Origin of the sequence: Bradyrhizobium sp. U87765 SZCCT0048, assembly GCF_018131225.1 — a bacterium.
Lineage (GTDB): Bacteria > Pseudomonadota > Alphaproteobacteria > Rhizobiales > Xanthobacteraceae > Bradyrhizobium_A.
This window is the reverse complement of sequence record NZ_JAFCMM010000005.1, coordinates 109,568-123,222: the sequence shown is the minus strand read 5'-3', so window position 1 is coordinate 123,222 and position 13,655 is coordinate 109,568. Positions and strand designations below refer to the sequence as shown.

The 13,655-nt window shown below is 68.8% G+C and carries 10 protein-coding genes; 4 read left to right on the top strand and 6 right to left on the bottom strand.

Annotated elements, in window-relative coordinates:
• Nucleotides 1–3: 3 nt before the first annotated feature.
• Nucleotides 4–1,125: a DUF5938 domain-containing protein gene (locus JQ639_RS27305; RefSeq protein WP_211962379.1), complete on the top strand. Its 1,122-nt coding sequence runs from the start codon at nucleotides 4–6 to the stop codon at nucleotides 1,123–1,125.
• Between the two features lie 41 nt (nucleotides 1,126–1,166).
• Here JQ639_RS27305 and JQ639_RS27300 read toward each other — a convergent pair whose 3' ends face one another.
• The 4 genes from JQ639_RS27300 to JQ639_RS27285 all read right to left on the bottom strand — a co-directional run bounded on the left by JQ639_RS27300 (nucleotide 1,167) and on the right by JQ639_RS27285 (nucleotide 7,571).
• A complete protein-coding gene (locus JQ639_RS27300; RefSeq protein ID WP_211962378.1) occupies nucleotides 1,167–3,128 on the bottom strand; it encodes a MacB family efflux pump subunit in 1,962 nt (653 codons plus the stop codon).
• A gap of 12 nt (nucleotides 3,129–3,140) precedes the next feature.
• Entirely contained in the window at nucleotides 3,141–4,439 is a 1,299-nt protein-coding gene (locus JQ639_RS27295; protein ID WP_211964854.1) for an efflux RND transporter periplasmic adaptor subunit, read from the bottom strand.
• 27 nt (nucleotides 4,440–4,466) lie between these two features.
• Nucleotides 4,467–5,954, bottom strand: coding sequence for an efflux transporter outer membrane subunit (locus JQ639_RS27290; RefSeq protein ID WP_211964852.1), 1,488 nt, complete (start codon nucleotides 5,952–5,954; stop codon nucleotides 4,467–4,469).
• 276 nt (nucleotides 5,955–6,230) lie between these two features.
• Nucleotides 6,231–7,571: an aminotransferase-like domain-containing protein gene (locus JQ639_RS27285; protein ID WP_211962377.1), complete on the bottom strand. Its 1,341-nt coding sequence runs from the start codon at nucleotides 7,569–7,571 to the stop codon at nucleotides 6,231–6,233.
• 106 nt (nucleotides 7,572–7,677) lie between these two features.
• Between JQ639_RS27285 and JQ639_RS27280 the strand changes: the two genes are divergently transcribed.
• Nucleotides 7,678–7,896, top strand: coding sequence for a DUF1127 domain-containing protein (locus JQ639_RS27280; RefSeq protein WP_211962375.1), 219 nt, complete (start codon nucleotides 7,678–7,680; stop codon nucleotides 7,894–7,896).
• A 487-nt stretch (nucleotides 7,897–8,383) separates the two neighbouring features.
• Here the strand turns inward: JQ639_RS27280 and mtnA are convergent, their stop codons facing one another.
• Both mtnA and mtnK read right to left on the bottom strand, forming a co-directional pair.
• Entirely contained in the window at nucleotides 8,384–9,478 is a 1,095-nt protein-coding gene (gene mtnA, locus JQ639_RS27275; RefSeq protein WP_211962373.1) for an S-methyl-5-thioribose-1-phosphate isomerase, read from the bottom strand.
• Nucleotides 9,475–10,764 (bottom strand): S-methyl-5-thioribose kinase, encoded by a 1,290-nt coding sequence (gene mtnK, locus JQ639_RS27270; RefSeq protein WP_249122810.1) that lies wholly within the window; start codon nucleotides 10,762–10,764, stop codon nucleotides 9,475–9,477. Before mtnK ends, mtnA begins: the two co-directional genes overlap by 4 nt.
• Nucleotides 10,765–11,052: 288 nt before the next feature.
• On the opposite strand from mtnK, the gene JQ639_RS27265 reads away from it, so the two are divergent.
• Complete coding sequence (locus JQ639_RS27265) at nucleotides 11,053–12,561, top strand: sugar ABC transporter ATP-binding protein (RefSeq protein ID WP_211962371.1); 1,509 nt, start codon at nucleotides 11,053–11,055, stop codon at nucleotides 12,559–12,561.
• Nucleotides 12,562–13,626 (top strand): ABC transporter permease, encoded by a 1,065-nt coding sequence (locus JQ639_RS27260; RefSeq protein WP_211962369.1) that lies wholly within the window; start codon nucleotides 12,562–12,564, stop codon nucleotides 13,624–13,626.
• Nucleotides 13,627–13,655: the final 29 nt, after the last annotated feature.

Below are 13,655 nucleotides of genomic sequence, written 5' to 3'. Positions count from 1 at the left end.
CCGATGAGCGACAAGAAACCCGTCGTGGTCTATGGCGTCTCCGGCTACACCGGCCGCCTCGTCTGCGAATACCTGCGCGAGTACAATATCCCGTTCATCGCCGCCGGCCGCGACAAGGAGCGCGTGCAGGCGGTGGTCGACAAGATCCCCGGCATCGAGACCGCCGACTACGAGGTGGTGCAGGTCGAGCACAACGTCGAGGCGCTGACCCGCCTGTTCAAGGGCGCCAAGGTGGTCAGCAACATGGTCGGGCCCTTCATCAAGTATGCCGACACCGTGGTGGAAGCCTGCCTCGCCGCCGGCTGCCACTACACCGACACCACCGGCGAGCAGGACTGGGTGCTGCATGCCCAGCAGGAATGGGGCGCCAAGTTCGGCGACAAGGGCCTGCTGCTGTCGCCGGGCATCGCGCAGATGTACACCACCGGCGAGATCGCCGCGAACATCTGCCTTGAGAATCCCGGCCTCGACACCCTCGACATGCTGGTGCTGTGGAAGGGGTTTCCGACCTACGCCTCGACCCAGACGATCTTCACCATCCTCAAGGCGAAGTGGTATTACCTCGAGCAGAACAAGTACGTGGAGTGGGATCCGACCGCGAACTTCGAGGTCAGCGTGCCCGGCCAGCACGAGAGCGCCATCGCCGTGCCGTGGGGCGGCACTTCTCATCCGGTGTGGTTCAAGAACGATCCGCGCGTCGCCAACTGCCGGGTGATCGGCGGCGTGTTCGCCCGCCAGGTGATGGAGGGCGTGGTGCAGACCCAGCACATGGTCAAGGAGAAGATCAGGCCGCTGCCGCCGGACCAGCAGGAGGCCGCGCTCGCCGAGATCGCCGCGTCCGTGCAGGCCAGCATGCCGCCGCGAGAGAACCCGCGCATCAACACCTCGCTGGATTCGGTGCATGCCTCCGGCCCGCTCGGCCGCGCCCACTGCGTCATTCACGGCGTCTGCAACTACAAGCAGACCGGGCTGCTGCAGGCCTATGCGGCCTATTCGCTGCTGCAGACCGCGCCGAAGCGTGCGGGCTTTGCCTCGGCCTGCCAGGCGTTCGGCCATCGCGAATTGCTGGGCCAGTTACGCAGCTTCGGCCTGGTGATGAACCCGATCCTGACCCTGCACAATTGATCGCGCCGGAGGGGTGGCGGCAGCGGCCGCCGCCCCCTTTTTCATGCCCGCGACAGCGCCGCCACGGGATCGAGCCGCGAGGCGTTGCGTGCCGGCATATAGCCGAACACGATGCCGATCAGCGTCGCCGTGACGAACGCCCCGACGATCGAGCCCGGCGTGAAGATCAGGCTGAAGCTCGTGCTGAAGCTGTTGAACGTCAAGCCGAAGCCGAGCGCGAGCCCGACCCCGAGCAGGCCACCGATCAGGCACACCAGCACCGCCTCGATCAGGAACTGCTGCAGGATGTCGGCGCGGCGGGCGCCGACCGCCATGCGCACGCCGATCTCGGCGATGCGCTCGGACACCGATACCAGCATGATGTTCATGACGCCGATGCCGCCGACCAGCAGCGAGATCACCGCGATGGCGGCGATGCACAGCGTCAGCGCCGACGTGGTGCTCTCGACCGTGCGGCGGATGTCATCGGTGTTGAGGATGAAGAAGTCCTTGGTCGGGTGGCGTTCGGTCAACACCCGGGTGACGGTCTGCTCGGCGACGCTGGTCGGCGTGCCGTCGGCGACGCGCAGGCTGATGCTGCGCAGCGACATGTCGCGCAGGAAGCGCGACTGCACCGTGGTGTAGGGCAGATACACCGTGGGAACGGCGCTGCCACCGAAGCCGCTCTGCTGCTGGCGCGTGACGCCGACGACACGGCACGGCACCCGCCCGACCAGCACAACGCGGCCGATCGGGCTGCCCGCCTCGCCACCGAACAGCGCCTTACGCGCGTTGTCGTCGATCACCGCGTCCTGGGCATAGGAGCGGATGCTGTCGGCGTCGAGGAATGCGCCCTCCGCGAGCTGGGTGCCGCGAACGCGAAAGTACTGCTCGCCGACGCCATTGACCTGGGCGTTCGCCTCGGTCGAGCCGACCCGCAGGGTGCTGGTGGTCGTCACCGTCGGTGTGATGCCGGCGACGAACGGCTGCTGCGCCAGCGCTCGTGCATCGCCCAGCACCAGCGTCTTGATCCGGCCGGCGCGGACGTCGCCGAAATCCTTGCCGGGAAACACCTCCAGCGTGTTGGTGCCAAGGCTGTTGATGTCGGCCAGCACCTTCTCCTGCACGCCGGCGCCAAGCGCGGCGACGCACACCACCGATGCCACGCCGATGATCATGCCGAGCATGGTGAGGAAGGCGCGCAGGCGATGGGCGTTCATCGCCAACAGCGCCATGCGCAGCGCTTCGCGCAGGCGATCGGCGGCCGCGCCCCATCCCGGACGGTCGGTCGGCGGCCGCGGCGCGCGCGTCACGGTTGCCCCGCCCCGCGCGCGTTCGGGGTTGGGCCGGTCCGACACGACGATGCCGTCGCGCAGCTCGATGATGCGCCGCGCACGGCGCGCCACCGCCATGTCGTGGGTGACGATGATGACGGTACGGCCCTCGGCATGGATCTCGTCGAGGATGCGCAGCACCTCCTCGCCGCTGCGGCTGTCGAGCGCGCCGGTCGGCTCGTCGGCAAGGATGACGTCGGCGCCGTTGATCAGGGCGCGGGCGATCGACACGCGCTGCTGCTGGCCGCCGGACAGCTGGCCCGGCCGGTGATCGGCGCGCGGCGTCAGCCCGAGCCGCTCCAGCAGCCCGTCGGCCTTTTCCGCGCGCCGCCGCGGCGACACGCCGGCATAGACCGCCGGCATCTCGACATTGCCGGCGGCGTTGAGCTCGCCGAGCAGATGGTAGCGCTGAAAGATGAAGCCGAAATGCTCACGGCGCAGCGCGGCGAGCTCGTCCGGATCGAGCGCCGAAGCCTCGCGGCCAAGAATGCGGTAACTGCCCGAGGTCGGCCGGTCGAGACAGCCGAGGATGTTCATCAGCGTCGACTTGCCGGAGCCGGAGGCGCCGACGATCGCGACCATCTCGCCGGCCGCGATGGTCAGGCTGACGCCGGCGAGCGCGGCGACGCTGGCGCCGTCCGAATCGTAGTCACGGCGAAGATTATCGAGGGCGATCAGCGGCGGCGACATGGCATATGACCCTTACGGCAGCGGCTTGAGGGTCGGCTCCGGCACCGTCCCGGTCACCACCTTCTCGCCGGCCTTCAGTCCTTCGCGGATCTCCGCGGTGATCTTGTTGTTGAGGCCGACCTTGACCGTGCGGGTCGTCACCACGCCCGACCGCTCCAGCACCTTCACCGTGGTGGCGCCATCGGACCCGGGCGCGCCGAGCGCCGACGAAGGTATGGTGAGCACGCCCTTCGCCTCGCCGAGCACGATGTGCACTTCAGCGGTCATGTAGGTGCGCAGCCGGCCATCGGGATTCGGCACCGCGAAGACGCCGTTGTAATAGACCGCCGATGAGGTCGACGATGCCGCGCTCGCCGCGCTGCTCGTCGAGGTGAAGCTGCTGTCGGTCTTGACCGACTCCGGCGCCGGCTCGATCGACTGCAGCGTGGCGTTGTAGCGGTGGCCGGGGTCGCCGAGAATGGTGAAGTAGACGGGCTGCCCCGCCTTGACCCGCACCACATCCGCCTCGGAGATCTCGGTGCGCACCGTCATGGTGTCGACCTGCCCCACGACGACGATGGTCGGCGCCGACTGCACCGCATTCACGGTCTGACCTTCCTGGGTGACCACCGCCAGCACCGTGCCGTCGGTCGGGGCGCGGATGCGGGTGTAGCCGAGATTGATCCGCGCGGTTTCGACAGCGACTTCCGCCTCGATGATGCGGGCGTCGAGCTGGGCGATCTGCGCCCGCGTCGTCTTCACATTGGCTTCGGCGGTGTCGTAATCGGCGCGCGACGACGCCTTCTGCGCCAGTGTCGCCTGCTGGCGTGCCAGCGACGCTTCGGCGAGCGCCAGCGTCGCCTCCTTCTCCTGGCGCTGGGCGCGGGCGTTGTCGAGCGAGGCGACGCTGGTGCGCAGCGCGTTCTCCTGCGGCAGCGAGTCGATCTCGCCGATGAGATCGCCGGCCTTGATCTGCTGGCCAAGCGCGACCTTGAGCGACACCAGGCGCCCCGACACCTGCGCGCCGATCGCCACCAGCCGCGCCGGCTTGAGCGTGCCGGTCGCCAGCACCGACTGCTCGACATCGCCAAGCGTCACCGGCGCGGTCAAGAGGTTCGCGGTCGGCGCCGGACCGAGCCAGCGCCACAGGCCCCAGCCGCCGACGACCACGACGCCGGCGATCGCAAGCGCCCACGGCCAGCGGCGGCGCGGGCGGCGCGGCCGCGAGGCGATGTCGGGGCGTGGCGCTTCCGCCGATGGCCGTGCCTCGGGCTCGGCGCGGCGGATGCGCCGGTCGGCGGAGAGCTCGGTGATGTCGTCAGGACGGGGCATGGTCATGTCGATACTCGCGCGCGTCGCCTAGAACTGGACTGCCGGCCGCGGGCCGGTGTTGACGTCGACGATGTCGGGCGTCGTGCTGTCGATCGCGCCGTCCCAGCCGCCGCCGAGCGCCTTGGCGAGCGCGATGAAATCCCGCGCCGTCGCGACACGGCTCTGCAGCAGCGCATCCTCGGCGGAGAACTGCGAACGCTCCGCATCGAGCACGTCGAGGAAACTGGTCGAGCCGTTCTCGTACAGCGTGCGCGACAGCCGCAGCGCCGTCTGGTAGCGCCGCGCCGCCTCGACGAGACGCCGCCCGCGCAGCCGCTCCTGGGCCAGCGCGACGGTCGAGGTCTCGACATCCTGCAGCGCGGCAAGCACCGCGCCGCGCCAGGCGTCGAGCTTCTGGTCGCGCTGCGCCTGTGCGACCTCGACCGCGGCACGCAGCTTGCCGCCATTGAAGATCGGCACGCTCAGGGTCGGGCCGATCGCCCAGCCGATGCTGGAATTGCGGCCGAGATCGCCGATCTTGAGGCCGGTGGTCGACACCGAGCCGGTCAGGCTGACGCTGGGATAGAGCGCGGCCTCCGCCTGGCCGATCCTGGCGGTCTGCTGCGCGAGCTGCCGCTCGGCGCGGCGCACGTCGGGCCGCATCTGCAGCACGTCGGCGGGAATGCCCTTCGGCAACGGCAGCCGCGGCGCCGGGATCGGCCGTGCGGCGGCGAGCAGCGGCGCAAGCGCGGTCGGATCGCGGCCGAGCAGCACGCCGATGCGATGCACCGCCTCCGCCTGCGCCGCCGCGTGGCTCGGGATCGCCGCCTCGGTGGTCGCGGCGAGCGCCAGCGCCTTCTCGACATCGACCGAGCCGGCGGAGCCGGCCTCGAACTTGCGCCGGGTCAGCGCCGCGGTCTCGCGCTGCGACGCCGCCGCGCGCCGCGCCAGCGCCGCGCGCGCCTGGAAGCCGCGGGCGTCAACATAGGCGGAAGCGACATCGCCGAGCAGCGTGACGAGCGTCGCACGCAAATCATCCTCCGCCGCGTCCGCGCCGTAAGCGGCCGCCTCGACGCCGCGGCGGTTACCGCCAAACAGGTCGAGTTCCCAGCTCGCGTCGAGCCCGGCCTGGAACTGGTTGAAGGTCGTCGCACCGAGGCCCTCGACGCCACTGGACGCCGCCGTGCGGTTGGCAGTCGCCGTCCCCGAGCCGCTGACCAGCGGAAACAGCGCGCCGATCGCCTGGCGATGCAGCGCGCGCGCCTCGCGGATACGCGCTTTCGCTGCCGCGACGTCGAGATTGCTGTCCACCGCCTCGGCGATCAGGCGATCAAGCAGCGGATCGTTCAGTCGTCGCCACCATGCGCCGAGACGCCGCGGCATGACGGCCGTGTTCGCGACGGTGTTCGCGACCATGTCCGTGCTCCTGGACCTGTCGCCGCTCCAGTGCGCCGGCAACGCCAGCGACGGCGCGACATAGTCGGGGCCGACCGCGCAGCCCGCGAGCGCAAGCACGGCCGAACACAGCACAGCCATGCGCAGCGGCGCGCGAAGGTGTCGCCGGCGGATCACGGGCGGCTCGCCACCGACGATGCCGCCGGCATCACTGCAACATTGATGATGGAAACAAATGCAAGCGGCATGGCACCCTTCGATCGATCGCGGCGCCGCCAAACCCGTGTGTGGTGGTCCCGATGACCGGACCTTAGGGAGGCTGCCTTACGTCAACATTGTCCCCGCCCGGGTCGGGCGGCGACAATGTGTCTGCCGATGCGCCGCGAAAGCGTCACTTTGCCGCAATGATCGGCGCGTTCACTCGGTGACGTCGGTCTCGTCGTTGCGCAGCACCAGCGAGCGCAGCCGATCGACCGCGATCTGCAGTTCGTCGTGGCGCGGCAGGCCGAGCGCGAGGCGCACCGCGTTCGGCGCATGGGTCGGCGTCATCGCGAACGCACGCCCCGGCGTCACTGCGACGCCGCCGCGCGCCGCCGCGGCGACGAAGGCATCCGACGACCAGTGGTCCGGCAATGTCAGCCATGCATGATAGGTGCGCGGATCGGCGGTGAGCATGGAGCCGGCGAGCCCGCCGGCGACAATGCGCTGGCGCTCCTGCGCGTCGATGCGCTTCAGCCGCACGATCTCGGCGGCGGTGCCGTCGGCCATCGCCCGCACCGCGACCTCGAGCGCGAGCGGCGTCACCGACCAGGTACCCGCGCGCACCACGGTGGCGAGACGATCCTGCAGCGTCTTCGGCGCGACGATAAAGCCGACCGCAACGCCCGGCGCGAGCCGCTTCGACAGGCTGTCGATGGCAAGACAGCGCTCCGGCGCCTGCGCCGCCAGCGGCGGATCGTCGGCGAGAAAGCCGTAGACCAGATCCTCGATGATCACGAGGTTGAGCTTGTCGGCAAGCCGCAGCAGGTCGTGGCGGCGCGCCGGCGACATGGTGTGGCCGAGCGGGTTCTGCAGCACCGGCTGGACGTAGACCGCCGAGATCGCACCGCTGCGATGGGCGCGGGCAATGGCATCGGGACGCATGCCCTCGCCATCCATCGGGATCGGCACGATGCCGACGCCGAGCCGCGCGGCGATGCTGCGGATCATCGGGTAGGTCACCGCCTCGACCGCGAGGCGGCCGCCGACCGGCACCACGGCGGAGATCGCCGCGGCGATCGACTGCCGGCCACTGCCGGAGAACACGAAGCTGTCGGGCTCGGGCTGCCAGCGCGACGTTGCGAGAAACGACGCCGAGACGCTGCGCGCGGTGGCGAGACGGCGCTGGGTCAGCGGCCCCAGCGCATCGGCGAGCGCGGCGGCGCGCTGCAGGCCGGCGAGCGACTTCGCCAGCAATTCGCTCTGCGCCGCGACCGTCGGGAAATTGAACTCGAGATCGATGCGGCCCTCGTGGGGCACCCCGCGGATGATCGACGGCGCGACGCTGCGGCCGGCGACGAAGGTGCCTCGCCCGACTTCGCCGACGACGAGACCGCGGCGCAGCAGCTCGCTGTAGACGCGCCCCGCCGTCGAGGCAGCGATGCCCTTCTCGTAGGCGAAGATCCGCTGCGGCGGCAGGCGCTCGCCGGCCTTGAGCGCGCCGGTGGCGATGGCGGCGGCGACTTCCTCGACAAGCGCGGTGTACTGGCTCTTCGACAATATTGCACCCGGGGCAATGAAAATATTGCACCGAGATATGTATCGGAGCATTGATGACGGGGCAATCGAAAAACGCCACCCCAAACCCCACGAACCGAGACCGACCATGCGCTCCGTCCCCTTTCGCACGTCCAAGCCGCTCAGCCCCTGGCACGCGTCGTGGATCCGCAAAGTGCGCGGCTGGATCGCGCTGCCGGCGCTATGGCTGGACCGCAACCGCTCCCGTCACGACCTGCGCGACCTCAGCGCCGAACAGCTGCGCGACGTCGGGCTGAATGTCGAAACGGTCCGCGTCGAGGCGCGCAAGCCATTCTGGCAGGCGTAAGGCGAGGGAACGCGAGTAAAGACGCAACGTCTTGCCACGCCTCGCCTCCCCTCGGGGTCTTGCGCGGGCTTGAGCCGCGCATCCAGCATGGATCGCATCACGACGCAGCATTCGGGCCTCATGGTCCGAGGCGCGGCCGTTTGGGCCGATCCTCTCCACGAGGGGACAGCGCCGTGTACTTGGCTCATTGAATCATTCAGGCTGAAGCGCGTAGCCCGGGTGAGCGAAGCGACACCCGGGGACGTGCAAGATACAGCGCATGTCGCTGCGCTCATGTGGGTTGCGCGGCTGTGACGGACCGTCAGGTTCAGTTCGAAGCCCGCTCCACCCAATGCGTCATTGCCGGACTTGATCCGGCAATCCAGCTTGCGCGCGATGTCGCGTGACCAGCCTAAAGCTGGATCACCGGGTCACGGCGCTGGCGCGCCGGCCCGGTGATGACGATGGAATATGGAGCGCGGCCAAAGCCGCACAACCGAGCAGCGCCTTACGCGCGCTCGGGGAACAGCGTCTTCAGACCGTCCGGCGATGCCGTGGCGACGCCGCGCTCGGTGATCAGGCCGGTGATCAGTCGGGCCGGCGTCACGTCGAACGCCGGGTTGGCCGCCGGGCTGCCATCGGGCGAAATGCGCACGCTGGTGATGGCGCCGTCGGCATTGCGGCCCTGCACGAACGTCACTTCCGCGCTGTTGCGCTCCTCGATCGGGATCTCCTTGACACCGTCATGCACCGTCCAGTCGATGGTCGGCGACGGCAGCGCGACATAGAACGGCACGTCGTTGTCCCTGGCGGCGAGCGCCTTGAGATAGGTGCCGATCTTGTTGCAGACGTCGCCATTGGCGGTGGTGCGATCGGAGCCGACGATCACCATGTCGACGTCGCCATGCTGCATCAGATGGCCGCCGGCATTGTCGACGATCAGGGTGTGCGGCACGCCATGGCCGTTGAGTTCCCAGGCGGTGAGCTGGGCGCCCTGGTTGCGCGGCCGCGTCTCGTCGACATAGACGTGCACCGGAATACCAGCCTCGACCGCGAGATAGATCGGCGCCGTCGCGGTGCCGTAGTCGACGGTCGCGAGCCAGCCGGCGTTGCAGTGAGTGAGGATGTTGACCGGCTCGCCCGGTGCCTTGCGCGCGGCGATCTCGCGGATGATCGCAAGGCCATTGAGACCGATGTTGCGGTTGAGCGCGAGATCCTCCTCGGCGATCTCGGCGGCGCGGCGGTAGGCCGCGGCGGCGCGGTCGGCGACGGGGACGGGGCGCAGCACGGCCCGCATCTCGTCGAGCGCCCAGCGTAGATTGATCGCGGTCGGCCGCGTCTCGTGCAGCTTGTCCCAGGCCGCATCGAGCGCCGCGTCACTGGCATCGCTGCGCATCGCGATCGCCATGCCGTAGGCGGCGGCGACGCCGATCAGCGGCGCGCCGCGCAGCCACATCTCGCTGATCGCGGCGGCGACATCGTCGCGCGTGCGCAGCGTCACCACCCGGAACTCGTGCGGCAGCCAGCGCTGGTCGATGATGTCGACGGAATGGCCGTCGTCGTTCAGCCAGATGGTGCGGTAGTGACGATCTCCGACTTTCAAATCACGGTCTCCTTCTCGAGCCGTTGCGCGAGGCCGTGCACCTCGACCAGACTGTGGATACGCTCGCGGTTGACGGCGAGATGGCGTCCGAACTTGAGGGCCCGCGCCTCGCAGCGGCTGCGCAGCTCGACGTCTTCAATGGTTTCGAAGTCGGCATTGTGGGCAAGGCCGAGAATGCGGCGATGAATCTCGACGCCGGCGAAGCCGAGCTGGTCGACCCAGATGCCATGCAGCACGTGATCGAGGGCCTGCTCGGCCCCGAGCGCGTCGTCGCGATCCTCGAACAGCGCGCGCTGGTAGAGGATGCCGGCGCGCTCGGTGCGCCACAGGTGCGAGAACTCGTCGCGGAAGGTCGCCCAGATCTCGTCGACCACACCCAGCAGATAGGCCCGCATCGCGTCGCGGCTGCCGCTCACCTCGTGGCCGCGCTGCGAGAAGTAGCTCATCCAGAAATTCGCCAGCATCATGCCGACGTCGAAGGCGATCGGGCCGTAGAACGCGAACTCGGAATCGATGACACGGGTGTCCTGCGGCGTCACCATCACCGAGCCGGTATGAAGGTCGCCGTGCAGCAGCGTCTCGGCGCGGGTCGCGAACATATGCTTGAGCGCCTGCGCCGCGACCTTGAGATCACGGTCGGCACGCAGCTCGGCGACAAGGCCGTCGAGCTGCGGCGAGGTGTGGTGATTGAGCTTGGCCTCGTAATAGGGATCGGAGAACACGAGGTTCTCGGTGATGTCGCAGAGTTCGACATTGTCGGCGAACAGCGCGAGGTCTTCCTTGCGCTTGCGCGCTTCCATCGCAAGGTCGGAGCCGCGGAACAGCGTGCGCGCAGCGAACAGGCCGAGGTCGCGGCCGATCTTCGGCAGCTGCTGACCCTCGATCAGCGCGCGCCGCAGGATGATGTGCGGCGACAGGAATTCCATCACGATGATCGCCTGCGCGGCGTCGAAGTAGAAGATCTCCGGCACCATGCCGGGGGCGCGCTGCCCTTCGCGCACCAGCGCGTGATATTCGAAGAAGGTGCGCTTGAGCGGCAGCGGCCAGCTCTCGCCGACAAGGCGCACATACGGCAGCGCCTGCTTGACGATGGCACTGCCCGCGCCGCCGTCGACGATGAACACCAGATTGAGGTTGCCGTCGCCGACCTCGCGCACGCGCCAGCGCGTGGTATCGGCGCCGATCCTGTCCCTGAGGGCCGGCAAGCTGCCGAGCCGCTGCGGCAGGGTCTCGGGCGTCAGCGCCTCGAATACTTTCGTGTCCCCCATCGCTGTCGTCTCCCCCATGTCGCTCTCCCCGGATTGTCCTTCTTGGGTTTGACCTGAAGTCGCGACGGTATCGCCGGCTGTACCGGCGAACCGCCACGCCGTCGCGCGGGCCGGATCTCTTGCCGCCATGGCCGGTCGCGGTGGCGACGCCATGGCGCGGCGCGAGGATTCCCTTCCAGCGCAACGTCGGCGCGCAGGCGATTGCCAACGCGCTGGACATTTGATGTGGCCAATTTTGGCAAATGTCAATCGACTTGACATTTGACGAGGCGACCGCCTAGCATCCTGACCGCCGGGAGGAACACAATGAACGAGAAGCCCGTATTCCGGGTCGACGGATTGCGGAAAGCGTTTGGCAGGATCCAGGTCCTCGGGGGCGTGGATCTCGAACTGCGTGCGGGCACCGTCATCGCGCTGATGGGCGCCAATGGCGCCGGCAAGTCGACGCTGGTGCGCATCGTCAGCGGCGTCTACACGCGCGACGCCGGCACCATCACCCTCGCCGATCAGGACTTCTCGCCGGCGTCTCCGGCCGACGCCATTCGCGCCGGCGTCGTCACCGTGCATCAGAACATCAATGACGGTGTCGTCGCCGATCTCGACGTCGCCACCAACCTCACGCTCGACCGTCTCAACGGCCGCGGCGCGCGGCTGCTGTTCAATCCCCGCCGCGTCCGCGCCGAGGCGCGCAAGGTCGCCGAGCGCATGGGGCTGACGCTCGATCTCTCGGCGAAAGTCGCCGACCTCGCGCTCGCCGACCGCCAGATGGTGGCGATCGCCCGCGCCATGGCGCACGAACCCAAGGTGCTGATCCTCGACGAGCCGACGTCGTCGCTGTCGAGCGCCGAGGCCGAACGCCTGTTCCAGGTGGTGGAGCGCTTGAAGGCGCGCGGCGTCGCCATTCTCTATATCTCGCACCGCATGTCCGACATCCGCCGCCTCGCCGACGGCATCGTCAGCCTGCGCGACGGCCGCATCACCGGGCGCTTCGATGGCCCCGACCTCGACTACGAAGGCGCCGTCAATGCCATGCTCGGCAAGACCGTGAATCATGGCGGTGTTACCGTGCGTGACGCCGGCGACACCATCTTCCAGGCGGAGGGGCTGCAGCTCGGCGCAACGACCGCACCGTTTTCGCTCAGCCTCGGCGACGGCGAGATCGTCGCCGTCACCGGCCTCGTCGGCGTCGGCAAGACGGCGCTGGCCGAAACGCTGTTCGGCGTGCGCCAGCCGGCCGGTGGCACGATGCGGCTCGACGGCGGGGCCTACCGGCCGCGCACCGCGCAGCAGGCGATCGCGCGCGGCGTCCATCTCGTCGCCAAGGACCGCGCCAGCAGCGGCATCGTGCCGACCTTCAACATCTTCGAGAACATGAGCCTGCCGTTCCTGCCGCGGTTGTCGACGCTCGGCGTCACCAGCCGCCGCGCTGAGCGCCAGCAGGCGCGGGCGCAGATCGCATCGCTCGGCATCGTCTGCCGCAGCGAGCGTGACGAGCTCGACACGCTCTCGGGCGGCAACCAGCAGAAGGTGATGGTGGCGCGCTGGCTGAGCCAGCCGGCGCGGCTTCTGATCCTCGACGAGCCGTTCCAGGGCGTCGACATCGCCGCGCGGCGCGACATCGCCGGCAAGCTGCGCGCCTCCGCGAAAGGACGGGCGACGCTGGTTTTTCTTACCGAGCTCGACGAGGCTTTCGAGATCGCCGACCGCATCCTGGTGATGTCGGAACAGACGATCGTCGGCGAGCACCGCAACGCCGAAATCAATGTGGACAAGCTGCTGGCCGAGATCGCCGGCCGGCATGGAACGATGACCTGAATGACGACACAAGACACCAAGACCGCCGGCGCCGAGCCCGCGAAAATCGCGCCGCCCCTCGCCGCCGCCGGCTTCAACCTGCGTGATGCGGCGATCCGCTACGGCTTCCTGCTGCTGCTCGCCGGCCTCATCGTCTACTTCTCGGTCAAGACCAACGGCTTCGCCTCGCCGCAAAGCGCCGTGTTCATCCTGCAGTCGGTGTCGATCACCGGCATCCTGGCGCTCGGCGTCACTGCGACGCTGGTGGTCGGCGGCTTCGACCTGTCGATCGGCTCGGTCGCCACCACCGCGATGATGGCGTCGTCCTATGTCATGGTCATTCTCGGCGGCGACGCCCTGACCGCCACCGCGGTGTGCCTCGCCATCGGCGTCCTGATCGGCCTGATCAACGGCTTCCTCATCGTCTACACGCGCGTGCCGGACCTGCTGGCAACGCTCGGCATGATGTTCCTGCTGCTCGGCCTGCAGCGCATCCCGACCGAGGGCCGCTCGATCGCCACCGGCATGACCCTGCCCGACGGCAGCGTCGCCACCGGCACCTTCAGCCCGGCGTTCCTCGCGCTCGGCCGCCAGCGGCTCGACTTCATCCTGCCGAACCTCGTGCCGGTATCCGTCGTGGTGCTGATCGTGCTCGCGGTGCTGATCTGGTTCTTCCTCGAATACACCCGCTTCGGCCGCATGATGTACGCCGTCGGTTCCAACGAGCGCGCTGCGCAGCTCGCCGGCGCGCCGGTCAGGGCCTACAAGATCTTCGCTTACGTCATCTCGGCGGTGTTCGCCTCGATCGGCGGCATTCTCCTGGCCGCCCGTCTCGGCCGGGGCGACATCGCCTCGGGCAACAACCTGCTGCTCGATGCGGTCGCCGCCGCGCTGATCGGCTTCGCCGTGCTCGGCGCCGCCAAGCCCAACGCGCTCGGCACCGCCGTCGGCGCGCTGTTCGTCGGCGTGCTGCTCCAGGGCCTCACCATGATGAACGCGCCCTACTACACCCAGGACTTCATCAAGGGCGCGGTGCTGGTGATCGCCCTCGTCTTCACTTTCTCGCTGTCGCGCCGCAACCGCTGAGGCCGCGCATCGCTTTTCAAACCAAGGAC

What these genes read in the sequence shown, in the direction of transcription:
- JQ639_RS27305 (WP_211962379.1), top strand. Translation starts at nt 4, where the DNA reads ATGAGCGACAAGAAACCCGTCGTGGTCTATGGCGTCTCCGGCTACACC.
- JQ639_RS27295 (WP_211964854.1), bottom strand. Translation starts at nt 4,439, where the DNA reads ATGCCCCGTCCTGACGACATCACCGAGCTCTCCGCCGACCGGCGCATC.
- JQ639_RS27280 (WP_211962375.1), top strand. Translation starts at nt 7,678, where the DNA reads ATGCGCTCCGTCCCCTTTCGCACGTCCAAGCCGCTCAGCCCCTGGCAC.
- JQ639_RS27260 (WP_211962369.1), top strand. Translation starts at nt 12,562, where the DNA reads ATGACGACACAAGACACCAAGACCGCCGGCGCCGAGCCCGCGAAAATC.
- JQ639_RS27300 (WP_211962378.1), bottom strand. Translation starts at nt 3,128, where the DNA reads ATGTCGCCGCCGCTGATCGCCCTCGATAATCTTCGCCGTGACTACGAT.
- JQ639_RS27290 (WP_211964852.1), bottom strand. Translation starts at nt 5,954, where the DNA reads ATGGCTGTGCTGTGTTCGGCCGTGCTTGCGCTCGCGGGCTGCGCGGTC.
- JQ639_RS27265 (WP_211962371.1), top strand. Translation starts at nt 11,053, where the DNA reads ATGAACGAGAAGCCCGTATTCCGGGTCGACGGATTGCGGAAAGCGTTT.
- mtnK (WP_249122810.1), bottom strand. Translation starts at nt 10,764, where the DNA reads ATGGGGGAGACGACAGCGATGGGGGACACGAAAGTATTCGAGGCGCTG.